Raw genomic sequence first — 26512 nt, forward strand, 5'->3', positions numbered from 1 at the left:
GTTTTCAAGACCGCTGCCTTCAGCCACTCGGCCATCCTTCCATAGCGCGGAATTATGCCTATCTCTGACCCCGCTGTCTAGCTCCGATTGTAAAAAAATTGGATTTTTTTGTTTGTTTGCTCAAAGTTCATCCGAATATCCCTTTTAATAAGATAACCTGTTAATATAATGGCTGAATAATGGTGATTGTTTATTCAATTTTCTATTTTTAACTACATTGTCTCTTAAAGGCTCGCAAACTGAATGCGTACATTGAACCAACTCAAGCCAAATACACTAACTCGTTTATATGCCCTGTTTCTTCTTTTTATGGTCATATCACTTTTTCTCTACGCTTACAGTTATTTTGACACTTGGCTAGATAGCAAAAAAAATGCTATCAACAATACAACTCAAAAATTCGCTCGACAGGTTGAAGATTACCGTTATCACTCTAATCAGCTTTTTCAGTTATCAAATAAAGTAACAGATACCTCGGCATTCCCCGTATTGCGACTTAATCCAATAAAATTACGTTCAGATGTATTTTGGCTTGAAGGACGAGACCAAACTGTAGATTCCATTATATTTGGTAAACCCAATGAGCAGACCTTTCAGTTAGCACAACGATTTGCCAATTCACTCGAAATTCTTTGGGGTGTACGTAATGATTACAGTTCACTTTATTATCTAAATGGTAAAGGGAATGATCTTATCTTAATTACCACCCATTCTGTACTTAAGCCGGAGATCCGTTACAAAGAAAGCTATTTAACATTAACAGCTGAAAATAAGCGGTCTGAATTATTGATGCAATCAACCGCATTAGATGAAAAAGAAAGTCTTTCTCCTATCAGGAAAATGTCTACAGAAAACATCTATTACTACACTTATCGTATTATGTTTAATGTGCCGGGTCAGTTAACCAGCGTAGTAGCATTTGATTTACCTATCAATAATTTCTTGCCTTCAGAGCTATCTCCACACTACTTAAGATTACTTCCGACAGGTCAACAATCTGTTTATGACAAGAATGACATTGAAATATCAACCGACGGCTCTTCACTAATTTTTTCTCAACCGATTATTGGTATCCCATATTCACTCTCTTATGAATACCCAATGAAATCGATTATAAAAGAGATAGCCTACAAAAATATTTGGTTATTAATTAGCCTATTTGTATTTATTTCTATCTCCGTTTTTGGTCATATCTATATCCGTAATAAGTACGTTTTCCCTTATATTTCTATGACACGTAATCTACGGATCAAAGAAGAGATGACAAACGACATCATTTCAAATCTTCCGATAGGATTATTAGTCTATAATTTCTCCTCTAACCATAAGATTATTAGTAACAGTCATGCGGAAAAATTACTGCCTCATATCGATTTATCTAAGATCCGCCAAATGGCGGTTGAACACAATGGTTTAATTCAAACAGCCATCAACAACGAAATTTATGAAATACGAACAAGTAACAATAACAATATTGACAATACATCATTATTCATATTTCTGAATAAAGATAACGAAGCACTTATCAATAAAAAATTACAACTGGCACAGCAAGAATATGAGAAAAACACCATCGCACGACGCAAAATCTTATCTAATATGTCATTAGAATTAATGCGCCCCATCAAAGATATAAATGAGATGGTTTATCAATTCAAAGAATTATTACCCGAAGACACTCATCAACAATTGCTTAGCTTATTACTAGAGAAAACAAATTACATTTCTGAATGGATAGAAAATATTACATTAATTAATAAGTTAGAAAATAAAGAATGGAAGATTCATAAGGATGAATTTGAACTATCAACATTAGTTGAATCTATTCTGATAACCGCATCACCTTTTATGATAAGAAAAGGTCTAACACTTTATTTCCACAATAATATAAGACCTGGATTACTTTTAATTAACGATGGCCCTGCTTTAAGTAAGATTATTTTATCATTGATTAATTATGCCATTAGTACGACTAATTATGGAAAGATAACCGTTAATCTGAATTTAGTTAAAAATAAAGATAAAGAAGAAATACTTATTGATATTATTGATAGCGGAAGTGGGCTTACACCTCAAGATATTGCTAATATAAAATACCCATTCCTGGGTCAAGCAATGGGAGACAAATATTATTCGAATTCAGGTATTATTTTTTATTTATGCCATTTGCTATGTAATAAAATACAAGGAGAATTAACGATTAAGAGCCAAGAAAGTATTGGTTCTCATTTCCGAATTGTACTCCCATACCAGCATATAGATACGGAAGAACGGACTTTTAACGTATTATTAGAAGGAATAAACGCAAAAATCGCCATAAAAAACCCTGAAATAGAAAAAATCATCTGTCAACAGCTTGATAAATATGGTGCTACATACTTTGATAAAAATAGAGAGAATCTTTATCCTGAATACGATATCATACTTAGGGATACACCGAATGATAATCCTGAAGCACCAACAATATTATTAATGAGCTCTATTGTTGGATTTGAAAAAATATCAAAAGATTTAATAAAGTGTAACTATAACTTCGGTGATCCTTTAATAGAGGCTATTACTTATTTAATTGAAGAAAATGAGTCATTTCCCCTAGATACAACTAAAAAGAGTATTTGGGATGAAAATAATAACCTTGATAAATACGAAGTAATTCTTAATAATTATAGGAAGAAGTTGAATGGTAGTGATTATAAGGAACTATTTATCAGTACTGTTCCTATTGATGTTGAAAAACTACACTTAGAAGCAACAAATAAAGACTTTCATTCTCTAGCCCAGACAGCTCATCGTCTAAAAGGGGTTTTTGCCATGTTAGATTTAGAATATCTCAGAGAAAGCTGTGAATATTTAGAGCATGACATAAAAAATCATAATGAATTAGAGATCAAAGAACGTATCACTCAACTGGATAAATGGATTCAACAGTTGCTGCAGCAAGGTAACAATTAAACATGAATAACCTTAATATTATTATTGCCGATGATCACCCAATCGTTTTATTCGGTATTCGTAAATCTTTAGAACAAATTGAATGGGTCAATGTTGTAGGTGAATTTGAAGATTCAACTTCACTTATCAATAACTTACCTAAGTTAAATGTGGATGCTTTAATTACTGACTTATCTATGCCTGGCGATAAGTATGGTGATGGTATTACTCTCATTAAGTACATCAAAAGACATTATCCTAATTTGTCGATTATTGTACTCACAATGAATAACAACCCAGCTATTTTAAGCGCCGTCCTTGATCTCGAAATTGAAGGTATTGTGCTTAAACAAGGTGCTCCGACTGATCTGCCAAAAGCATTGGCTGCGCTACAAAAAGGCAAGAAATTCATGCCTGAAAGCGTTGCGAAACTACTTGAAAAAGTAAATGCAAATGGTTATGGCGATAAGCGTTTGTCACCAAAAGAAAGTGAAGTGCTGAGATTATTTGCTGAAGGCTTCCTTGTGACTGAAATCGCGAAAAAACTTAATCGTAGTATCAAAACGATTAGTAGTCAGAAAAAATCAGCCATGATGAAATTAGGTGTCGATAACGATATCGCATTACTTAATTATTTGTCATCAGTGACTATTGATAAGGAAATTAACGGCCCAGATTAATTTCACCGTAACTACCATAGTCGCACCGATAAAATCAGGAAGCTCAACCCTTTGTGGGAGCTTCTCTGCTTTTTACATTTTTACTACTCTTTAGCCCTTATCCTCTTTGCGCTTATCTCTCTTTCCTTGCAAATATTTCCTGCTCAGAAACACTTTATAAACCGCATAGCTTTATAGCCTATCTTTACTCGGTTTTGCGTCTACAGACTGTTACAGAGACTTCCTCACTCTTCTTCAATCAGTTTGTTTCATTTTATCTATCAAAATGCTTTGTGATTGCGTCATTTTCGCCTTATTTTTTTACTCGTTTTTGCAAGCGATCTAGAATTATTCTTTAGGAATATGCTTCACCAACACTTCTCTTAAAATAGAGAGAGAAACAGGTTTAGATACACAATCATTCATTCCTGCATCAATACAGCGTTGCTTCTCTTCTGCAATCGCATTCGCCGTCACACCTATTACTGGCATATGACTGCCTATTTCTCTTATATGTGTTGCCAGTTGATAACCATTCATGTTTGGCATATTGACATCTGTCAGCACGATATCAATATGATTTTTAGCTAAGTACGTTAATGCATCACAGCCATCTTCTGCTGTTGCTGTATTAAAACCAATTTTTTTCAGTTGATCGGTCAACAATAAGCGGTTTATTGGGTGATCATCAACAATAAGAACAGTTAATGCTTGTAAGCCACAATCAACATCTTGCGCCACTATTTCCACACAATTTGCTTCAACTTTGTTTTGTGGCAATTGCAGTATTATTTTTGTTAATTCGTTTAGTTTATAAGTACTGCAGACCCAGACATTTTTAGCTGTTTTCTTCGATGGCTCAAAATAATGTTCATTGATCCTAATAAATTGGCAGTTATCTTTTCTTGGTACATCGTAATCAGTAATAATAAAATCAGTTGAAGATATCACCACTTCTTCAGTCAATAATTCACAACTCAAACCAAAGTAACGCAGGTATCGACCAATAAAACCTTCTAAATAAAGATTTTTAATATCAATAAAACAACGAATATTACTTTCTTTATAAATATTCTGTTTAGAAGAAGTCTCTACTTCTGCTAAAGCGCCATAAAGCGGTATACGAACCGTAAAGCGGCTACCAATATTTTCTTGAGAAACAACGCTGATATCCCCATCCATTAAGTTGATCAGCTTTTCACAAATGGCTAAACCTAATCCAGTTCCTTCTGATGCACTTTCTGTATTTTGAGATACTTGGAAGAAAGGTTCGAAAAGCTCATGCAATGCTTTGTCACTGATCCCTCGCCCTGTATCGTGAATATCAAAATAGAGATAATAATCATCTTTATAAAGATGCAGGGTAATACATCCAGTTGTAGTAAATTTAATACTATTATTCAATAGATTAGAGATAACTTGTTGTACACGAACAGGATCACTATTTACCACTTTAGGTACATCAGGTTCGATAAAACAGTAAATAGCTAAATCTTTTTTCGCAATCAACGGTAAATAGTTAGAGATAACAAAAGAGAGTACTTGGCGACAATTAAATGGCTGAATATCAATTTTTAACTGTTTAGATTCAATTTTTGAGAAATCGAGGATATCACTAATAATTTTTAGTAATAATGATGACGAGTTATCCATCGTTTTTAATAATCTCGCAGTATCATCGCTTTGTGTAAGGGATTGTAATAACTCTAAATTACCAATAATGCCATAAAGTGGTGTTCGTAATTCATGGCTCACAGTTGCCAAGAACATCGATTTAGCTTGGTTAGCTTGCTCTGCAGCTGTCGCCATATTTTGTAGTGAGCGCTCCATTTTAACTCGTGCGCTGATATCCACTAAAACACAAATGGCGACATCTTCATTTTGATAACGTGAGTTAACAAAGCTTATTTGCAAATGATTACGGTTGTTGGTCACAACATCGACCATATTGCTACTTTTCTCAGCAATAATAGAAAGGATATTTTGTTTATCACTATGGCTAAGTAAGCGAAAATAGTTATGTGCTAACTCGTTACTTAAAATGATCATGCCATCACGTATTCTAAGAATACTGATCCCAACCGGCGCTGATGCCACAATCTTATGGTTAAACTGCTCATGCTCTTCCAAACGAGAGGCATTATTTTCGGCTGGAGAGAATATTTTTCTCTCAAAGATCCATACGAAGATAAAAATCATAATGGCTGAAATAATATTTAAGATCAGCGCATTAAAAATCGTGAATTTAAATTCATTTAAAATTTGTTTGAGTGGTAATGAATACACCACACTAAAAGATGAAGGCAATAATTTGCGCTTAGCGACTAAATCACTAAAGTCTTCATCAAAACCAAAATAAGGAGCACTGACATCAGGAACTTGTTTAACTGTATGATAGTTATTTTCTGCAGGATAGCTTAAAACCGTCGTATTTCTGCTATTAAGAAGGTGAATTGAAATGACTCTATCTTTGGCAGGAGAAAAATATTCAAGACGAATAGCCCTTTCAATACCAATCAGACCAATAAATTTGCCTGAGGCATAAACGGGTGACATCACATATAAAATGCCACTATCCCCTTTTGCATCTGGCACTATCCAATATTGGTTTACTTCTTTGCCTTGTGCACGTTGATTAATGTAATTACGCGTGTTCTCGTAAACCATTTTTTTCAACATTTCAGTATCAACAGGGGATGCGCGCAAAGGAAAGTTAATCATACACATGCTATGGGAACCCACCATAAAGACTTGGTTTATCCCTTGTAATGCCGGAGTATTATCTTTCCAATAATATAAGATACTATTAAACGAGCGAAAATAGTTGTTTGTTTGCCCTTTGAATAATTCACAATCTGCGGTTTCATTAAGCTTATGAAGTGAGAATGGTCCTTCATAAAATAATGAATTTTTCATACCCGGATTTAAATTGATCTGTTCTTGATGCCGTTCTGCAAGATATTGTAAATCACGGATGGTGCCAGAGGTTTGCCTAAAGAAGCCAAGGAGATTAGTGTAATTATTACTATACTCTTGCCGAATATCAGATTTAGTATCATTGAAGATATTGATAAGGTAAAACATGGTTAACAATGCACCCATCGCCCACAACATAATACCTAATATGCGAAAAAGGTAGCGGGAAATCTTTAACGATGTTTTAAAGGACGAGAGATATCTCAAGCAACCACCCTAATCAATAGTGCCTACCGCATAAGAAACTTATTCTATTCTAGCAGAAGTTACTGTATGTCTGAATGATATGATCTTTATCATCAAGATAATTTTTTCTGATGGTTAACTGATCCTACCACATAAAAAAAGCAGGCAATTATGCCTGCTTTCTCTTATTTATACATCAAATAATGATAAATATTATTCTTCGTCCGCATCATCTGCTAAATCTGAATCAGGTGCTTCTGATGGCGCTTCGTTAATAACTTCATTAACTTCATCGTCATCTAATGCATCATCTTCATCTTCGACACGTTGCAAGCCAACAACCAACTCACCTTCTGTTGTACGAATTAAGGTAACCCCTTGTGTATTACGTCCAACAATGCTGACTTCAGAAACACGTGTACGAACTAATGTACCCGCATTAGTGATCATCATAATTTGGTCAGTTTCTTCAACTTGAATTGCACCAACAACTTTACCGTTACGCTCACTCACTTTGATAGAGATAACGCCTTGTGTTGCACGATTTTTCGTTGGGTATTCGCTTTGAGCAGTACGTTTACCGTAACCATTCTCAGTTACAGTTAAGATATCACCTTCACCACGAGGAATGATGAGTGAAACCACTTTATCATCATCGCTCAGTTTCATACCACGAACACCTGTCGCAGTACGACCCATTGGGCGAACACAATCTTCTGCAAAGCGAACCACTTTACCGTCCGCAGAGAACAACATAACTTCGTTAGTGCTATCGGTTAAATCAACACCAATTAACTCATCGCCTTCATTTAAATTAACGGCAATGATACCGGCACTACGAGGGCGGCTGAAATCTTGCAGAGGTGTTTTCTTCACGGTTCCGCTTGCCGTTGCCATAAAGACAAACTTACCTTCTTCATACTCTCTTACTGGCAAAATAGCCGTAATACGTTCATTTTGCTCAAGAGGAAGTAAGTTGATAATTGGACGACCACGAGCACCGCGACTTGCTTCTGGTAACTGGTAAACTTTCATCCAGTAAAGTCGACCACGGCTTGAGAAGCATAAAATCGTATCATGAGTGTTAGCCACTAATAGACGATCGATAAAGTCTTCTTCTTTAATTCTTGCTGCTGATTTACCTTTACCGCCACGACGCTGTGCTTCGTAATCGGTAAGTGGTTGATATTTAACGTAACCTTGGTGAGAAAGTGTTACAACAACATTTTCTTCATTGATCAAGTCTTCAATATTAATATCAGCCGTATTTTCAGTGATCTCAGTACGACGAGGATCATTATATTGATCTTTAATCGCATTTAGCTCTTCACGAATGACTTCCATCAGACGCTCTGGGCTTCTTAAGATATGTAACAGCTCAGCAATTTGGAGTAATAACTCACGATATTCATCTAACAGTTTTTCATGTTCAAGACCGGTCAGTTTCTGCAAACGCAGATCCAAAATAGCTTGAGCTTGTTGCTCTGTCAGATAGTACTTACCGTCATGCACACCATATTGTGGTTCTAACCATTCAGGACGAGCAACGTTGCTGTCGCCAGCACGCTCTAACATGGTAGAAACGCTACCTAAATCCCAAGGTTGTGCAATTAATGCGGCTTTTGCTTCTGCAGGATTCGGTGCTTGACGGATCATTTCAATAACTGGGTCAATGTTCGCCAAAGCAACAGCCAATGCTTCTAAGATATGAGCACGGTCACGCGCTTTACGTAATTCGTAAATAGTACGACGGGTAACAACTTCACGACGGTGACGAATAAAGGCAGAGATAATTTCTTTTAAATTTAATAATTTTGGTTGCCCTTGATGAAGTGCAACCATATTAATACCGAAAGAAACCTGCATTTGTGTTTGTGAGAATAAGTGATTTAATACCACTTCACCCACAGCATCACGTTTGATTTCAACGACAATACGCATACCGTCTTTATCAGACTCGTCACGTAATCCGCTAATACCTTCAATACGCTTATCTTTAACAAGCTCTGCAATTTTTTCAATTAAGCGAGCTTTATTCACCTGATAAGGAATTTCTGTCACGATAATAGTTTCGCGACCTGTTTTCTCATCAGTTTCGATATCAGCCTGAGCACGGATATAAATTTTTCCGCGACCAGTACGGTAAGCATCTAAAATTCCTCTGCGACCATTAATAATAGCGGCAGTCGGGAAATCAGGCCCCGTAATATGTTCCATCAACTCTTCAATCGTGATGTCTTCGTTATCGACGTAAGCAAGGCAACCGTCGATAACTTCGCCTAGGTTATGTGGTGGAATGTTTGTTGCCATCCCTACCGCAATCCCTGAAGAACCATTGACTAACAAGTTTGGAATACGGGTTGGCATTACTGCCGGAATATGTTCTGTTCCATCATAGTTAGGAACAAAATCAACCGTTTCTTTTTCCAAATCCGCCAGCAGTTCATGGGCGATTTTCGCCATACGAACTTCGGTATAACGCATCGCAGCCGCCGAGTCACCATCAACTGACCCGAAGTTACCCTGCCCGTCAACCAACATGTAACGCATAGAAAAAGGCTGTGCTAAACGAACAATCGTTTCATAAACAGCACTGTCACCGTGCGGGTGATATTTACCGATAACATCCCCAACAACACGGGCTGATTTTTTATAAGGTTTATTCCAATCGTTTCCTAGTACATTCATCGCGAAAAGCACTCGGCGGTGTACTGGCTTCAGTCCGTCTCGAACATCGGGTAATGCGCGTCCTACAATAACAGACATCGCATAATCCAAATATGAGCTTTTCAGCTCTTCTTCGATATTAACTGGTGTGATTTCTCTGGCAATGTCGCTCATGGAGCCACTGTCCCTCATACTACGGATTCAAAGGTTTAGAACTATACCACAAATCGCCAATTTTTGGAAAAAGGAAACAACTAAATTAATGATCCTTTCGCTATTCTCTTCGATTTCACCGTCTAACGTTGGTAGAATCATGGCAATATGAAAATAGGAGTAATACTTTCTGATGAATGATAAAACAACCTCTTTACATGCTAACGTGGATCAGCATGAAATCGACAAGTTTGAAAGCGTCGCATCACGGTGGTGGGATCTTGAAGGTGAATTTAAGCCATTACACCGCATCAACCCACTAAGACTCAACTATATTCAAGAACGCGCAGACGGCCTTTTTGGAAAAAAAGTCCTAGATGTTGGTTGTGGTGGCGGTATTTTGTCTGAAAGTATGGCATGTACTGGAGCTGAAGTAACAGGTCTTGATATGGGAACCGAGCCATTACAAGTTGCACGTTTACACTCTCTGGAATCAGGCATTCCTGTCACTTACATTCAAGATACGGTTGAAAACCACGCGAATGAAAACCCACAAACTTACGACGTTGTGACCTGTATGGAGATGTTAGAGCACGTTCCTGACCCATCTTCTGTTGTAAGAGCCTGTGCAAAACTGGTAAAACCGGGTGGACATGTTTTCTTCTCAACCATCAATCGGAATAAAAAAGCATGGCTAATGCTCGTTGTCGGTGCGGAGTATATTCTGAATATGGTACCTAAGGGCACACATGATGCTAATAAGTTTATTCGCCCCTCAGAATTACTGAGTTGGGTCGATGAAACCGATTTACGTAGCAAAAACATGATTGGTTTACATTATAACCCGATCACTGACAAATTCCGATTAGCACCCAATGTCGATGTGAATTATATGGTGCACACACAATCGACACATAACTCGAATTCGTGAAACTGAAAGTTTGATTTGGTTTAATAAAACATCAAACGATCACATTTTTTAAAATTGACTTTACATCGTTGTCACTTGAATTTGTGTTTCTTACTGCCTGTATTTATGCAGGGTACAGGCAGTTGTTAAAAAATTTATCCCCTATTTATCCACAGAAACAATCAGATTTGTACACTTGATCAATCTCTCAATTACCTTTATCTTGTTATCACCATTTGAACCAACCCCTATATATTGTGTTTCCTTAAATTTCACACCACAAGACTCCTTGACACAGTTTGTCATCGGGAGCGTTTTTTTGCGGTATAAAATTTCAGGTAACACTAATGCAAGAAAGGTGCATCGCTCATGAATCACAGCCTGCTCGTCACAAAACGTGATGGTCATAAAGAACGCATTGACTTAGACAAAATTCACCGTGTTATCACCTGGGCCGCTGAAGGTCTAGAAAATGTCTCTGTATCTCAAGTTGAATTACGTTCTCAGATTCAGTTTTATGATGGTATCAAAACTGCTGATATCCATGAAACGCTGGTAAAAGCTGCTGCAGACTTAATCTCTGGTGAAACGCCTGATTATCAGTATCTCGCTGCCCGTCTTGCCGTATTTAATTTACGTAAAAAAGCGTATGGTCAATTTGAGCCACCAACACTGTATGAGCACGTTAAAAAACTAGTCGATTTAGGCAAGTACGATCGCCATCTTCTTGAAGATTACACACAAGAAGAGTTCGAACAGATGAATAATTTTATTGTTCATCAACGTGATATGAATTTCTCCTACGCTGCGGTTAAACAATTAGAAGGTAAATACTTCGTTCAAAACCGTATTACGGGTGAAATTTACGAAAGCGCACAGTTCTTATATGTTTTAGTGGCAGCTTGCTTGTTCTCTCGTTATCCACAAGCAACACGTATGGACTATATCGAACGTTTCTATAATGCGATTTCAACTTTTAAAATCTCATTACCAACGCCAATCATGGCAGGCGTAAGAACACCAACTCGTCAATTTAGCTCTTGTGTTTTAATTGAGTGTGACGACAGCCTTGATTCTATCAATGCGACATCAAGTGCCATTGTGAAATATGTTTCTCAACGTGCGGGTATTGGTATTAATGCGGGGCGTATTCGTGCATTAGGAAGTGCTATTCGTAATGGTGAAGCATTCCATACAGGTTGTATTCCGTTCTATAAACACTTCCAAACTGCGGTAAAATCTTGCTCACAAGGGGGTGTTCGTGGTGGTGCAGCAACCTTGTTCTACCCATTATGGCATTTAGAAGTTGAAAGCCTGCTAGTACTGAAAAATAACCGTGGTGTTGATGATAACCGTGTTCGTCATTTAGATTACGGTGTTCAGTTAAACAAATTAATGTATGAACGTTTAATCAAAGGTCAGGATATTACTTTATTCAGCCCTTCTGATGTTCCAGGTTTATATGATGCATTCTTTGCTGATCAAGATGAATTTGAACGTTTATATGTGCAATATGAGAAAGATAAGAGCATCCGCCAAAAACAAGTTAAAGCGGTTGAGTTATTCTCATTAATGATGCAAGAACGTGCCTCAACTGGCCGTATTTACATTCAGAACGTTGACCATTGTAATACACATAGCCCATTTGATCCGGCTGTTGCACCTATTCGCCAATCAAACTTATGCTTAGAAATTGCACTGCCAACTAAACCATTAAATGATATTAAAGATCCTAATGGTGAAATTGCACTGTGTACATTATCTGCATTTAACTTAGGTGCAATTGAAAATCTTGATGATTTAGAAGAACTTGCTCGTTTAGCCGTTCGTTCATTGGATGCACTGTTGGATTACCAAGATTATCCAATTTTAGCGGCAAAACAAGGTGCAATGGGTCGTCGTACCTTAGGTATTGGTGTTATTAACTTTGCTTATTATTTAGCAAAACACGGTGTTCGCTACTCTGATGGTAGTGCAAACAACTTAACCCATCGTGCATTTGAAGCAATTCAATACTATTTATTAAAAGCATCTAACGAATTAGCGAAAGAACAAGGCGCATGTCCATGGTTTAATGAAACCACGTACGCTGAAGGTATTTTACCTATTGATACCTATAAAAAATCATTGGATGTACTGACAAAAGAACCTCTGCATTACGATTGGGAAAGTTTACGCAAAGACATTAAAGAGCACGGTTTACGTAACTCAACACTGTCTGCGCTGATGCCATCAGAAACATCTTCGCAAATTTCGAATGCGACAAATGGTATCGAACCACCACGTGGTTATATCAGTATTAAAGCCTCTAAAGACGGTATTTTACGTCAAGTGGTTCCTGAGTATGAGCGTTTGAAAGGCGCTTATGAATTACTGTGGCAAATGCCAAGTATTGAAGGTTACTTGCAGTTAGTGGGTATCATGCAAAAATTCGTTGACCAAGCAATTTCAGCAAACACTAACTACGATCCTACTCGTTTCCCTAGCGGTAAGGTTCCGATGAACCAACTGCTAAAAGATTTGCTGCTCGCTTACAAATATGGTGTGAAAACACTTTATTATCACAATACCCGTGATGGTGCAGATGATGTACAGGGTGATCTGGAAGAAGTCGTTGAGACCGAAGATTCAGATTGTGAAGGCGGCGCGTGTAAAATTTAATTGAGGAAGCTATGTCTTATACTACTTTTTCACAAGTTAAAAATGATCAACTTCAGGAGCCCATGTTTTTTGGGCAACCTGTTAACGTAGCGCGTTATGATCAGCAAAAATACCCTATTTTTGAAAAGCTAATTGAAAAACAGCTCTCCTTCTTCTGGCGTCCAGAAGAAGTGGACGTTTCTCGTGATCGTATTGACTATAATGCGTTACCTGATCATGAAAAACATATTTTCATTAGTAATTTAAAATATCAAACACTGTTGGATTCAATTCAAGGCAGAAGCCCTAATGTGGCATTCTTACCTTTAATCTCAATCCCAGAGTTAGAAACATGGGTTGAAACATGGTCATTCTCTGAAACCATTCACTCACGTTCTTATACTCATATTATTCGTAATATCGTTAACGATCCGTCCGTTGTGTTTGATGATATCGTTGAAAATGAAGAGATTTTAAAACGCGCGCGTGACATTTCTTCTTATTATGATGAGTTAATCAAGCTAACAAATCTTTATCACATGTATGGTGAAGGCAACCATCAGGTTAAAGGTAAAACAGTTCATGTCACATTACGCAAATTAAAGAAACAGCTTTATCTGTGCTTAATGAGCGTCAACGCGCTAGAAGCGATTCGTTTCTACGTTAGCTTTGCCTGTTCATTTGCCTTTGCTGAGCGTGAGCTGATGGAAGGTAACGCGAAGATCATTAGACTCATTGCTCGTGATGAAGCGCTACACTTAACAGGCACACAGCACATGCTGAATTTACTGCGTTCAGGTCAAGATGATCCTGAAATGGCAGAAATTGCAGCGGAATGTGAGCAAGAGTGTTATGACCTGTTTGTTGAAGCTGCCGAGCAAGAAAAAGAGTGGGCTGAATACCTATTCTCTGAAGGCTCGATGATTGGTTTAAATAAAGATATCCTTTGCCAATATGTGGAATATATTACCAATATTCGCATGCAAGCTGTGGGTCTTAAATTACCATTTAAAGCGCGTTCTAACCCTATTCCATGGATCAATGCATGGTTAGTGTCTGACAACGTTCAAGTTGCACCTCAAGAAGTTGAAGTCAGTTCTTACCTCGTGGGTCAAATCGATTCACAAGTTGATACTGATGACTTAAGTAACTTTGAACTGTAACTCTGAGAAATAACACCGATACGTTATGGCATCTCATAAAGTGACCCTGCATCAGCAGGGTCTTTCAAGACCTGTAGAATTTCATCCTGACACCCATCCTTCTTTGCTTGATGCATTAGAACATGGGAAAGTCCAAGTCGAATACCAATGTCGTGAAGGCTATTGTGGCTCTTGTCGTCTACGTTTAGTGAAGGGCAAGGTTTGTTATCGCAATGAGCCTTTAGCGTTTATCCAACCTGATGAAATCTTACCTTGTAGCTGTCACCCCATCAGTGATATTGAAATAGAAATTTACTCTGAATAATTTGAATTATCTTAATTTGAGCTTTTTCCTAACACTCTTGTTCAACTTTGACTAAGGTTAAGTTAACACGATAAAAAAAGGAAAAGCATTATGAAATTAAAGTCTATTTTCTCAGTCATTGCTATTTCTACATCCATTCTTCTCGTTGCAGGCTGTTCAAGTCCACAAAAAATAGAAACAGTAAATGGGGAAACAATTTTAACGACAGATAAACCCCAAGAAGATGAAGCAACAGGATTAATTACCTACAAAGATGCAGAAACTGGACAACTCAAACAAATTAATCGTGATCAAATAAGACGAATGGTAGAGCTTGACGAATAACGCTCTTATAAACCTATCTCTTAAAGCGCCAATTCATATTTATGATTGGCGTTTTTTTATTCACAAAATTATTTTTGTAAACTAATCATTACAGCCTACGTAATTAAAATTTGACAGAAATTTACCATTCTTATACCCTGCTTTTTAAGTAAATAAAATAGTCTCGTGAACAGAGGATCTTGTGAAGAATCGCACTATAGGCAGTGTTTTTATTGTTGCAGGAACAACAATTGGGGCAGGTATGTTGGCAATGCCACTGGCTGCTGTGGGTATTGGCTTTAGCACGATGATGCTATTGCTTGTTGGCTTATGGTTATTGATGAGCTATACCGCGTTACTGCTGGTGGAAGTTTATCAATACAACGATCCTCATACTGGTCTTGGCTCTATTGCAAAGCGCTATCTTGGTATCGGTGGTCAAGTCATCACTGGGCTCGCACTATTACTATTAATGTATGCACTAACAACGGCTTATATTAGCGGTGCAGGTGAACTACTTTCAGCGACCCTTTCATCTTGGATTGGTCATGAGCTTTCTATCACACAAGGTATTATTATCTTTACAGTGATTGGCGGCGCTGTGGTAGGAATTGGTACCACATCGGTTGATATGATTAACCGTCTATTGTTTACCGCAAAAGTTTTCTTCCTCATATTTATGCTGATTGTGATGTTACCTCACGTTGAATCAGTAAACTTAACCTCAATGCCTGTAGCGTATGGGCTTATTCTTTCTGCTATTCCTGTTATTTTCACCTCATTTGGTTTTCATGGGAGTGTGCCGAGTATCGTAAGTTACATGAATGGCGATATTAAAAAGCTACGTATTATCTTTATTACGGGTAGTGCTATCCCTCTTGTTGCTTATATTTTATGGCAAATTGCCACATTAGGTGCCATCCCAACGAATACTTTTATGGGAATTATGGCGCAACAATCTGGATTAAATGGCTTACTGACAGCTATTCGTGATGTTGTTGCTACACCTCGCGTGAATATTGCAGTTAACTTATTTGCTGCATTAGCGTTGGCGACCTCATTCCTCGGTGTTGCATTAGGTTTATTTGATTATCTTGCGGATTTATTTAAGCGCAGTAATCATGCGTCTGGACGTATACAATCTAGCCTATTAACCTTTGTTCCGCCGTTAGTTTGTGCGCTTTATTTCCCTAACTTTGTGCAAGCTTTAGCCTATGCCGCTATTGCGCTATCAATTTTAGCGTTGCTTCTCCCTGCTTTATTAGTATGGAAAGTCAGACAAGCACAAAACGGCGCAGATAAATACAAAGTTAAAGGTGGGAAAGGTGCATTAGGCGTTGTATTTACTTGTGGACTCGTTGTAATTGGTATTCAAATCGCGATTACTTTTGGTTTATTGCCACAAGTAGGTTAATCCCCTTTTATACTGGCAACAAAAAGCAGGTGTTGATTTCTCAACACCTGCTTTTTGTTTAATTCAATGATGACATCTTCTATTAGAAGCTTAAACCCGCGCCAAGATAGAAACCATCAGCCAATTTATTATTATTTCTATGATGTGAATTCTCAATTTCAATCACGCGATAACCCGCATTAACATGCAGTGGTTTAAATACCGTTAATTGTGCGCCCACATCTGCTTCATAATATGATTCACTACCTGAGGTTAAGCCTTCAGGAGAACCATAAAGCTCTCCATATAGACTTAATGATGGCAGAACATCCCAATTAAGCCCTACACCACCCGCTAATGCGGCACCATCATCACCATCTTTAGGTGATAAATAAACCGCCTTTCCACCAACACTTGCTGAAAATGGTCCTAATGGTAAAGCAAACTTAGCACCTAATGTTCCCATTTGACCATCATGATCACTACGCGCCCAATTACCATTAAAGGAAAGTCCAGAATTAGGATTTCCTAATCCACCACGCAAATCTGTATAGTGATCGCCGACTTGAAAATTCACAGAAGCTGCATTAGCCGTCCCTGCAAATAACATTGCTCCCATAGCACCAGCTAATAAATACTTTCTCATTATTATTGCTCCAACAAATAATTGATTAAAGGCTAGATTGTACTATGAACCCATCAGCAAATTTAGCGTAAATTGCGAAGTAACCTGTAGATTATTCAAGTTATGTAAATAACTATAACCTATCAATGTTATTGGTCTAATTGGTTTTATTAATGATTTTATTATTGCTAAAGTGGAATTACAGTCAATATTAACCATAATAAATATAAGGCTGTTCGCTTCGTTTTATTCACACATGCTATTTTTTTAGAACGTTGACTATTTCATAAACTGGAGATATGTGATGGAAAAGAAAAAGCTAACAACGGCGTCAGGCGCACCTGTTGTAGACAATAATAACTCGATGACAGCAGGCCCTCGTGGTCCAATGTTACTTCAAGATGTCTGGTTTTTAGAAAAACTGGCTCACTTTGATCGTGAAGTTATTCCAGAAAGACGTATGCACGCAAAAGGCTCTGGCGCTTTTGGTACATTTAAAGTCACTCACGATATTACAAAATATACTCGAGCTAAAATTTTCTCTAAAGTGGGTAAAAAAACAGAAATGTTTGCTCGCTTTTCAACTGTTGCGGGTGAAAGAGGTGCCGCAGACGCCGAACGTGATATTCGTGGCTTTGCGTTAAAATTTTATACTGAAGAAGGTAACTGGGATATGGTGGGTAACAATACTCCTGTTTTCTACCTTCGTGATGCCCTGAAATTTCCAGACTTAAACCACGTTGTAAAACGTGATCCTAAGACTAACCTACGCAATATGGCATACAAATGGGATTTCTTCTCTCATTTACCAGAAGCTTTACACCAATTAACTATTGATATGAGTGACCGTGGTTTACCACAGAGTTATCGCTTTATTCATGGTTTTGGTAGCCATACGTATAGCTTTATCAATAAAGATAATGAGCGTTTTTGGGTTAAATTTCACTTCCGTTGTCAGCAAGGCATTAAAAATCTAATGGATGATGAAGCTGAAGCGCTGGTTGGTAAAGACAGAGAAAGCTCACAACGTGATTTATTTGATGCGATTGAACGTGGTGATTTCCCTCGTTGGAATTTACAAATTCAAGTGATGCCAGAAAAAGAAGCCTCAAAAGTACCTTATAATCCTTTTGATTTAACAAAAGTTTGGCCTCATGCGGATTATCCATTAATCGATGTGGGCTATTTTGAATTAAACCGTAACCCTGAAAACTATTTCTCTGATGTAGAACAAGCCGCATTTAGCCCTGCTAATATCGTTCCGGGTATCGGTTTCTCTCCAGATAAAATGCTACAAGGTCGTTTATTCTCTTACGGTGACGCACATCGCTATCGTTTAGGTGTTAACCATCACCAAATCCCTGTTAATGCACCACAATGCCCATTCCATAATTATCACCGTGATGGTGCAATGCGTGTTGATGGTAATAGTGGTAGTGGTATTACCTATGAGCCAAATAATGGTGGTATGTTCCAAGAACAACCTAACTTTAAAGAGCCACCATTATCTATTGAAGGGGCGGCAGATCACTGGAACCATCGTGAAGATGAAGACTATTTCAGCCAACCTCGTGCACTGTATGAATTACTGAGTGATGAAGAGCATCAACGTATGTTTGCTCGTATTGCAGGTGAACTCATTCAAGCAAGTAAAGATACTCAAAAACGCCAAATAGCCCTATTTAAGAAAGTCCATCCTGAATATGGTGCAGGTGTTGAAAAAGCAATGAAAGCGTTAGCAAAAAAAGACGCTAAGTAACCGCATAATAAAAAGCCTTGTGAGCAACTCGGCAAAACAAACCTCCTAGTTATTAATCAATTGGTAAGTAGGAGGTTTTCTTTATTGCTAAATAAATTATTTTATTATTAACAAAGAAGCTCATCGTAGCTAAATTTGCCTGTAACATTGATAACCAAGCTAGGTATATTTGAATTTTCTTCGGTCATAATCTTTAAAATTGTTTTATTATTTTCATAAGTCAACGTTAACTCATTTTTATTCCCCGTGAACGACTGAACTAATTTTGGATTAATGATTTGATCATCCTCTCCTGACTTAAATAATATAGAATCTTCTTCTTTATTAAAATCAAAAATAATATTATTACTATTTACTTTTTCTGATAAATTAAAAATAAAGGTATCCTTTCCTTGGTTACCTGAGATAATGTTATTACCTTTTTTTATAATAAAAGTATCATTACCATAACCACCATAAAGAATATTATTTCCCATACTTGCTATTAACGTATCATCACCCGTCCCTGCATATAATAAATCATCACCATTGCCACTAAAAAGAACATCATTTCCGGCTTCACCGATAAGAATATCGTTTCCATCATCCCCAAAAAGAATATCATTACCTAAGCCACCATATAGTGTATCGTTCCCTTCTCGTCCCAATAAAGTGTCATTTCCTTCATTACCTTCTAAGCAGTTATCTGCACTATTTCCTGTAATATAATCATCTTTTAAACCTCCTTTAGCATTTTCAATCACGACATCGTATGCAATCGAAACATTACTACGTAATCCACCTACATCAGAAAAAGCACCTTCATTTAAATTAATTTTTTGATCCACATTATATTGTGAGAAATCTAAAGTATCGTGCCCCCCCGCATCCCAAATACAACTAACCAAGGCATCATCAATAGAATGTAAGCTGTAAAAATCTCTTTCTGTATTAGAGTTAAACCCATAAATGGTATCGCCAGTGCGAGTAGTCATATTCTTGCCATACAATTGCTGAATAACAAAAGTATCCAATATTAACGGATTCATGGGATAGTTATTGCCAAAATTGCCCAGTTCTTCATTCAATTTTTTATGTGTCATAACTGAGTATTTTGCACTATTTTCTTCAACGTCAGGAGATTCAAGATGGATATCAAAAGTATGCCCCATACCAAGAGCATGTCCTACTTCATGTATATAATTTCGTTTTATTTTTGATCCAATATCAAGAGTTTCCTCTTGATTATCTATATGCCCATTTGCATTAAGATTTTCATATAATGAAAAACCTTTATTCCCTTCTAAAAAATAAGTCGCTATACCATCCGCATTCTCCTTAAATGATTCTAATAATTTTTTTCCATTTTCTGTTTTTTGTACTTTTTTTAATTTAGTAATAAGCTTTGTTTTTGCTATATTTATCCAGATCTGTCCATCTAGATTATAATCATTAATATTGTTTATTTTTTTATTTTGATCTGGATTTTTATGAAAATAAGATGCCATTCCTTCTACCAGAAAATAATCTTTTTTATTCATAAAATTCTTATCTATTATTTCAATAACATTATTGTAAACACCAAATTTAATATTTGTATCATATTGGTTGTCTTTTTCTATAAATTCAATATTTGTAATATCACTATATTGTTGCAAGACTTCTTTTGCCATATTCCTTTGAGAATTATTCATCGTTGTTAATGTTTTATATTCTTGCCCTCTTAATTGACTCCAATCAGGAAAACTAAATGTTATTTTAGTAAAATTTTTATCTAAGCCATTATCATCCCCATTTAAAGTAGGCATTCCTGCTTTCATTAAGTTACTAACTGTATTAAACCCCACTGTTTTTTCTTTATTACTTATATTCATATCGATTATCTCCATTAATAATTAACTGAAGATTTTTATTTTACAAATTAATAAATGATAGTATTTAAAGAAAAACACAAATATAAATAATTTATGGGTTAATTTAATAAAAGAGTGACTAATTAGGGTAATATCTTACCCTAATTGTGTTTTCACCCATTGTTGCACTTGTTTACGGGAAATTTTAATTCCGCCATTCTTAAGGCTTTCAGGGAGTTGTAAGCAAGCAACTGGACGCTGGAATCCCGCTAATCGGGAGTGATACCACTGGGGTAATTGAGTAATGATTTTAATATCTGCATCGACAACGGCAACTGGACGTTGCCCAAACTCAGTATCATCAATAGGGACAACAAAAGATTGGCTTACATTAGGGTGTGTATTCAGTATTTTCTCAATATCTTCTGGCTGAATACCTTCACCTGCACTAAAAAAAAGATTATCTAATCGCCCTAAAACACACCATTCATCAGCAATAAAACCGCCTTTGTCTCGCGTTGAATACCACCCATCAGATGTAAGCGATAACGGTTTTAATTTCCCCTCAAACCAATAACCTAAAGCAACGCTGTCGGACATTATCTGGAGTTCATTATCCACTAATCTCACTTTTTTGCCTTTTAATGGAAGCCCAACTCCCGCTTTACCATCAGCACGCTTTGCACAAACCGTCGATGCCATTTCCGTCATGCCATAACCACACCAACATTGAATACCCCAATGTTCTGCTTCTTGCGTTAGCTCAATAGGGATCATCGCTCCCCCTAATAAAACAGATTTTAAGGTAATAGATTGTTGATTATCTTGCTGCGCTCTATTTTGTAAGAAGCGCCATAGTTGTGTGGGAACTAAAGAGGCATGAGTACAACCTTGCAATGCATCCTCAAATGGATGCATTTCACGCACCACCAGCGTTGCCCCGCGTAATAGCCAGCGCCAAAGTATGCCTTGCCCTGAGACATGAAATAGAGGCAGAGAAAGCAACCAGCTATCACCTTTTTCCAAAGGCATTAACGATAAAACTCCCATTGCACTACAAAGATGAGCATCAAAAGTGTGTACCGCAGCTTTGGGTAAGCCGGATGAACCGGATGTCAAAATCAGCGTTGCCATACGAGATGGCTCCCATAGGACATCATTGATTCTTTGCGTTTTATATTGACGTGAGGTGTTATCTAGCTCAATACCACTAAGATCAAGCAAAGTTGCCTTTAAATCTAGCGGTGAACGACTCAAATCAGCATAAAAATCAATACCTAAGTGAGGCAGTAATTCATCAAGTAAAGATTTTGGAAGTTGTGGATTTAAAGGCAACACCTTAGCGCCACATTGAAAAACGGCGAGTAATGCAAACACAAGATTGAGGTGATTTTTGCCACGCAACAGCACAGTGCTTTGTGTATCAACACCTTGTTTCGCAAAATTGTCAGCTAAATGATTAATATGACAACTTAGTTGTTGCCATGTAATAGGTGAAACACCTGAAATGATGGCCGTTTCATTTGGGTATAATTGTGCCCAGTGATGCCACGGCCATTGTTTAAATGGAACTACTGTTGCCATACTGTCTCTAGCTGTTCAAGAGAGATAAGTGGAATATCCACATTTGGCCAAGGACGAATAAGTTGTTGTTTAATTAAATCAACGGTATCGAGTCCTGGAATGCTATTAGGTGTTAACCATTGTGCAATTCTTGCTAATTGAGTGAGCCCGAAACTACTTTCAATGCTTGAACTGATAATGGCATCTAACCCTAACGCATGCGCTTGTTCAACAAGCATTTGACAGCGTTCAAGACTTCCCACTAGCGTAGGTTTGATAACAATCGTTGTCACACCAGATTGTGGTTTTACTTCAAAACCGTCATCACGCACTGTTTCATCCCAAGCAATATTAATTCCTGTTGCTTGAGAAAAAGCCAGTGACTCTTCTGGGGTTTTACAAGGCTCTTCTAAGAATGCAATGCGATCTCGCCATGCAGGATTTACATACTTCGCAAAGCCTTCTGCTTTTGCCGGCGTCCAACTTCGATTGGCATCGAGTCTGAGTTTTAAGTCAGGAATAGCTTCTAATAACAGATTAACGACGATCCCATCACGCACAGCTTCATATAATCCTACCTTGATTTTAGCGACCTTTTCACCTTCCATATCATTTAGGCTTAAAATCAAATCATCCGGATCGCCATTACATAAAGGTGCTGCACGATAATTCGCGTCTTTTGGCAACGTCTCATCAAGCTCAGCTAATGCACAGCTAATACCAAAAGCCACACTGGGTAGTTCACTATGAACAGGGTTTTCGCCCGCACACCAAGCTGTTAACCAAGATTGTGCTGCTTCTTGTGCTTGTTCTAAAGTTTCACGGCTAAACTCAGGAAGAGGTGAAATTTCACCCCATCCTTGTTTGCCATTTTGCTCTAAACAGACAAGAAAACCATCACGCGTTTTTAGCCTTTGATAGCGCAGAACAACGCCTGCATCTACAGGTAGGCTGAATGAATAGAGTTTGGCGTTTCGCATTATGGGTTACGTTTAAATCGAGTGAAATCAGGTTGACGTTTTTCATTAAAGGCATTGCGGCCTTCTTGACCTTCATCAGTCATATAGAACAGCATTGTTGCATTACCCGCTAATTCTTGAAGACCCGCTTGACCATCACAGTCTGCGTTTAATGCCGCTTTCAGACAACGTAATGCCATTGGGCTGTTTTCCAGCATTTCACGACACCAGCGTACTGTTTCTTTTTCAAGATCAGCATAAGGAACAACGGTATTCACCAAGCCCATTTCTAATGCTTCTTTTGCATCATATTGACGGCATAAGAACCAAATTTCGCGTGCTTTCTTTTGACCAACAATACGCGCCATATAAGAAGCGCCCCAGCCACCATCGAAAGAACCTACTTTAGGACCTGTTTGACCAAAAATAGCGTTTTCAGCTGCGATAGTTAAATCGCACATCATATGAAGAACATGACCACCACCAATAGAATACCCCGCCACCATCGCTACAACAGGTTTTGGACAAGTACGAATTTGACGTTGGAAGTCCAATACGTTTAAGTGATGTGTACCGCTTTCATCACGATATCCGCCGTAGTCACCCCGAATTTTTTGGTCACCCCCCGCACAGAACGCTTTTTCACCCGCACCGGTTAAAATAATAGTGCCGATGGTGTCATCATATCGTGCATCCGCTAATGCTTGGATCATCTCTTTAACTGTCAAAGGACGGAAAGCATTACGTACTTGCGGGCGGTTAATCGTAATTTTTGCAATGCCATCGACTGATTTATGATAGAGGATATCTTCAAAACCTTCAGAACAATCCTGCCATTCAATCGGTGCATATAATTTTTCTTCGCTCGGGTAAAGCATAATTAGGTTCCTTTAACCAAAGAGGGATAAAACATGATTTATCACCGCAGCATAAGCAACAGGCTGTGCCTGATGGGCATTGTGACCAGCATGCGGGATAGTCGTTAATGGCAGCGAATATTGCTGCGCAATAGATTGAAATTTATTATCTTTTTCACCACAAAGCCAAATAAACGGCAATGTAAGTTGCTGTAACTCTGTGACAAGCCAAGGCTGATGACCTAAAGAAAGCGTTTCTAAACTTTCGGCAATACAAAAACCCGTGTTGCGACAACGTTTTTCAATAAGTAATTGGCGTTTCTCATCGCTTAAATCAGCAAATACGGGTTGCTGATACCACTGTGTCAATACGTCACGGATAGGTTCATTACGAAAACGTTCCGCCCAGCGTTTATCATGTGCAATACGGTTTTGTTTTTCCGTTGCGTCATATAACCCAGGGTTTCCACCTTCTACAATCAACCCCATTAATCCCGTAATATCACCAAAACACGCGTGATACATCGAAATTCTGCCACCTAACGAGTAGCCAATTAACCAATAGCGGTCAATACCTTGCTCTTTAAGTGTATCTGTCAGCAACGCACTCACTTCAATAAAATTTTTTGCGCTGATAGAAACAGAACCACCATGACGAGGCAAATCAATTACCAGTGATGGATACTCATGACAAGCCTGAATGACAGACTCCCATTCACGCCCCTCACCTAATAGCCCATGCAACCAAACTAACCAAGGCCCTTCATTATGGGTATTATATCGCTGACATGCTAAAGTCATGAGATGTTACCTGTTTTACCAGCTGATTTAATGTTTTTGCACCATCAGTATCATCAACAATTAACTCAATTAATGTCGTTGTTGGCGCCCCTGCCCAGCATTTCTGAACAGTCGTTAACAGTGAATCCCAACTTGTTGGTGAGACATAATGCAAACCAAACATTGCTGCCGCGTGTTTAAAATTTAGTGAATGAGGCATACAGTAAAAGCGTTCTCGTTCTGCCTCTGGCGTGGGTAGCATTGAAAATATTTGCCCGCCGTTATTATTCACTACGATAATAACATTCGGCGCATAAACTTGTTGGTGCAATGCGAGACTATTTAAATCATACAGTGCAGATAAATCACCTAATATTGTTAATGTGGGCTTTTCTGTTGCACGATGAACACCCGCAGATGTTGAAATTAAGCCATCAATACCACTTGCACCTCTATTGCTCATCACAGGATACCCTTGTGGTAGCTGAGCAAATGCATCAATTAATCGTACTATCAGACTATTGCCAACAAATAATTGTCCATCATTAGGCAGTAATTTATCTAATTGGTGTGCAACCTGCGCTTCACCAAAATAATCGGTTATTTCACTGACTTTCTGATAAGTTTGTTTGGCTATATTAGCTAATGCATTAGTCCACGGTGAATTATCGATCGCAGGATGTGCTGTTAGCCACTGCATCGGTGATAATGTAAATTTCTCACCTTGGTGATGACCAGGATCTAAACGTCCCGGAATAGGATCAATAATCCAATACCGTTTTGGAGAACAGCCTACTTGCCATTGTAATAAGCGTTTACCTGTTAAACTTGAACCAAATTGAATAACGATTTCAGCTTTATTTAATTCTGATTTTATCTGTGGGTTATTCAACCATAAATCAGCACAAGGTAATGGTTGCCCTGTTTGAGATAATACATCGCCCAATAAAGGCCAACCTAATTGCGAAGCCCATTTTGCAACTTCAACCCCCTCTTCCGGACTCATGCGCCCTGCAATAACTACCCCTTTTTTCTGGCGTAATGCATTCCACTGAGGGTGCATAGTGACAGAAGTAAAAAGTGTTTCTTGTAGCCACGGTTTATCACTTTGCCACCAATCCCCTAACGCGTCAGTCCAGGGTGTCGATATCTCAACATCATCACCATATAAAGGTTCTGCAAAAGGACAATTGACGTGTAATGCACCATGAACCAACGTATTCATGGCATTATCAAGGGTAGAAACTAACCAACTCGCGGAAATATCTGCTGCGGGTCTTGGTAAAGAGAGAGTTTGTGAAGGATGCGTTGCAAAAATACCCTGCTGGCGAATAGCTTGGTTTGCGCCACAATCAATTAATTCAGGTGGTCTATCCGCAGTTAAAAAGACAACACGTTCCCCCGTTAATCCCGCTTCAATCAATGCTGGGTATAAATTAGCAACAGCAGTTCCCGACGTTACAATCACAGCAACAGGCTCTTTGGTTGCTTTTGCAAGTCCCAACGCTAAATGCCCAAGTCCACGCTCATCAAAATGAGTATGGCAAACTAATTTTTGATTGGTGGCTGCCGCAAGTGTTAAAGGGGTCGAACGAGAACCGGGGGCAATACAGATATGGCGTAAGCCATGACGAGTCAAAGTTTCGAGTATAACTTTAGCCCATTGGCGATTAAACGAACTATTAGACATTGATCATCCCAACAACGAAAACCTGCAATTGCTATTATAATATCTGTTCCTAAATACTTTTCCTTAGCCTAGTTCAATGAACAGAAGTTTTCGTTAAATAAATCGTTAAAAAAAACACTCAAAGAGTGCATTATTTAGGCTAATCATCCACTCTATTTTCAA

18 protein-coding genes are annotated in these 26512 nt (G+C 38.0%); 9 read left to right on the top strand and 9 right to left on the bottom strand.

Translation table 11 applies throughout. From position 1 onward, the window contains the following. Positions 1 to 243: 243 nt before the first annotated feature. Together rcsD and rcsB are read left to right on the top strand one after the other, a co-directional pair. Complete coding sequence (gene rcsD / locus DK865_RS13735; protein ID WP_023581752.1) at positions 244 to 2952, top strand: phosphotransferase RcsD; 2709 nt, start codon at positions 244 to 246, stop codon at positions 2950 to 2952. 2 nt (positions 2953 to 2954) lie between these two features. Further along, complete coding sequence (gene rcsB / locus DK865_RS13740; protein ID WP_006533269.1) at positions 2955 to 3611, top strand: response regulator transcription factor RcsB; 657 nt, start codon at positions 2955 to 2957, stop codon at positions 3609 to 3611. Positions 3612 to 3938: 327 nt separating this feature from the next. Here rcsB and rcsC read toward each other — a convergent pair whose 3' ends face one another. Beyond that, a complete protein-coding gene (rcsC, locus tag DK865_RS13745) occupies positions 3939 to 6773 on the bottom strand; it encodes a two-component system sensor histidine kinase RcsC (RefSeq protein ID WP_109392183.1) in 2835 nt (944 codons plus the stop codon). A 192-nt stretch (positions 6774 to 6965) separates the two neighbouring features. Continuing rightward, the gene (gene gyrA, locus DK865_RS13750; protein WP_109392184.1) at positions 6966 to 9593 is read right to left on the bottom strand and encodes a DNA topoisomerase (ATP-hydrolyzing) subunit A; all 2628 of its coding nucleotides are present in this window, start codon (positions 9591 to 9593) and stop codon (positions 6966 to 6968) included. A gap of 172 nt (positions 9594 to 9765) precedes the next feature. Between gyrA and ubiG the strand changes: the two genes are divergently transcribed. From ubiG to tyrP, 6 genes are all read left to right on the top strand, one after another. Continuing rightward, the gene (gene ubiG / locus DK865_RS13755) at positions 9766 to 10503 is read left to right on the top strand and encodes a bifunctional 2-polyprenyl-6-hydroxyphenol methylase/3-demethylubiquinol 3-O-methyltransferase UbiG (RefSeq protein WP_023581749.1); all 738 of its coding nucleotides are present in this window, start codon (positions 9766 to 9768) and stop codon (positions 10501 to 10503) included. A 348-nt stretch (positions 10504 to 10851) separates the two neighbouring features. Next, entirely contained in the window at positions 10852 to 13143 is a 2292-nt protein-coding gene (gene nrdA, locus DK865_RS13765) for a class 1a ribonucleoside-diphosphate reductase subunit alpha (RefSeq protein ID WP_023581748.1), read from the top strand. An 11-nt stretch (positions 13144 to 13154) separates the two neighbouring features. After that, positions 13155 to 14285, top strand: coding sequence for a class Ia ribonucleoside-diphosphate reductase subunit beta (gene nrdB / locus DK865_RS13770; protein WP_023581747.1), 1131 nt, complete (start codon positions 13155 to 13157; stop codon positions 14283 to 14285). A gap of 25 nt (positions 14286 to 14310) precedes the next feature. Next, on the top strand, positions 14311 to 14589 hold the full coding sequence (gene yfaE / locus DK865_RS13775) for a class I ribonucleotide reductase maintenance protein YfaE (RefSeq protein WP_036912651.1): 279 nt from the start codon (positions 14311 to 14313) through the stop codon (positions 14587 to 14589). Positions 14590 to 14679: 90 nt separating this feature from the next. Beyond that, entirely contained in the window at positions 14680 to 14913 is a 234-nt protein-coding gene (locus DK865_RS13780) for a YgdI/YgdR family lipoprotein (RefSeq protein WP_023581745.1), read from the top strand. Positions 14914 to 15094: 181 nt separating this feature from the next. Continuing rightward, a complete protein-coding gene (gene tyrP / locus DK865_RS13785) occupies positions 15095 to 16306 on the top strand; it encodes a tyrosine transporter TyrP (protein WP_109392186.1) in 1212 nt (403 codons plus the stop codon). 82 nt (positions 16307 to 16388) lie between these two features. Here the strand turns inward: tyrP and DK865_RS13790 are convergent, their stop codons facing one another. Continuing rightward, complete coding sequence (locus DK865_RS13790) at positions 16389 to 16931, bottom strand: YfaZ family outer membrane protein (RefSeq protein WP_023581744.1); 543 nt, start codon at positions 16929 to 16931, stop codon at positions 16389 to 16391. 283 nt (positions 16932 to 17214) lie between these two features. Between DK865_RS13790 and DK865_RS13795 the strand changes: the two genes are divergently transcribed. Beyond that, a complete protein-coding gene (locus tag DK865_RS13795) occupies positions 17215 to 18669 on the top strand; it encodes a catalase (protein WP_099073822.1) in 1455 nt (484 codons plus the stop codon). Positions 18670 to 18776: 107 nt separating this feature from the next. Here DK865_RS13795 and DK865_RS19020 read toward each other — a convergent pair whose 3' ends face one another. The 6 genes from DK865_RS19020 to menD form a co-directional block, all read right to left on the bottom strand. Continuing rightward, the gene (locus DK865_RS19020; protein ID WP_323368371.1) at positions 18777 to 20522 is read right to left on the bottom strand and encodes a M10 family metallopeptidase C-terminal domain-containing protein; all 1746 of its coding nucleotides are present in this window, start codon (positions 20520 to 20522) and stop codon (positions 18777 to 18779) included. Positions 20523 to 20657: 135 nt separating this feature from the next. Beyond that, positions 20658 to 22085 (bottom strand): o-succinylbenzoate--CoA ligase, encoded by a 1428-nt coding sequence (gene menE / locus DK865_RS13805; RefSeq protein WP_109392188.1) that lies wholly within the window; start codon positions 22083 to 22085, stop codon positions 20658 to 20660. Next, positions 22073 to 23044 carry an o-succinylbenzoate synthase gene (menC, locus tag DK865_RS13810; RefSeq protein ID WP_023581740.1) on the bottom strand — a complete coding sequence of 324 codons (972 nt, stop codon included), beginning with the start codon at positions 23042 to 23044 and terminating at the stop codon, positions 22073 to 22075. Before menC ends, menE begins: the two co-directional genes overlap by 13 nt. Further along, positions 23044 to 23901, bottom strand: a complete 858-nt coding sequence (gene menB, locus DK865_RS13815) for a 1,4-dihydroxy-2-naphthoyl-CoA synthase (protein ID WP_023581739.1) — start codon at positions 23899 to 23901, stop codon at positions 23044 to 23046. The genes menC and menB overlap by 1 nt, the downstream gene beginning before the upstream one ends. Before the next feature lie 12 nt (positions 23902 to 23913). Further along, positions 23914 to 24681: a 2-succinyl-6-hydroxy-2,4-cyclohexadiene-1-carboxylate synthase gene (gene menH, locus DK865_RS13820; protein WP_109392189.1), complete on the bottom strand. Its 768-nt coding sequence runs from the start codon at positions 24679 to 24681 to the stop codon at positions 23914 to 23916. Then, a complete protein-coding gene (gene menD, locus DK865_RS13825; protein WP_109392190.1) occupies positions 24656 to 26350 on the bottom strand; it encodes a 2-succinyl-5-enolpyruvyl-6-hydroxy-3-cyclohexene-1-carboxylic-acid synthase in 1695 nt (564 codons plus the stop codon). The genes menH and menD overlap by 26 nt, the downstream gene beginning before the upstream one ends. Positions 26351 to 26512 lie beyond the last annotated feature (162 nt).

Source organism: Proteus cibi (assembly GCF_003144405.1).
GTDB classification, from domain to species: Bacteria; Pseudomonadota; Gammaproteobacteria; order Enterobacterales; family Enterobacteriaceae; genus Proteus; species Proteus cibi.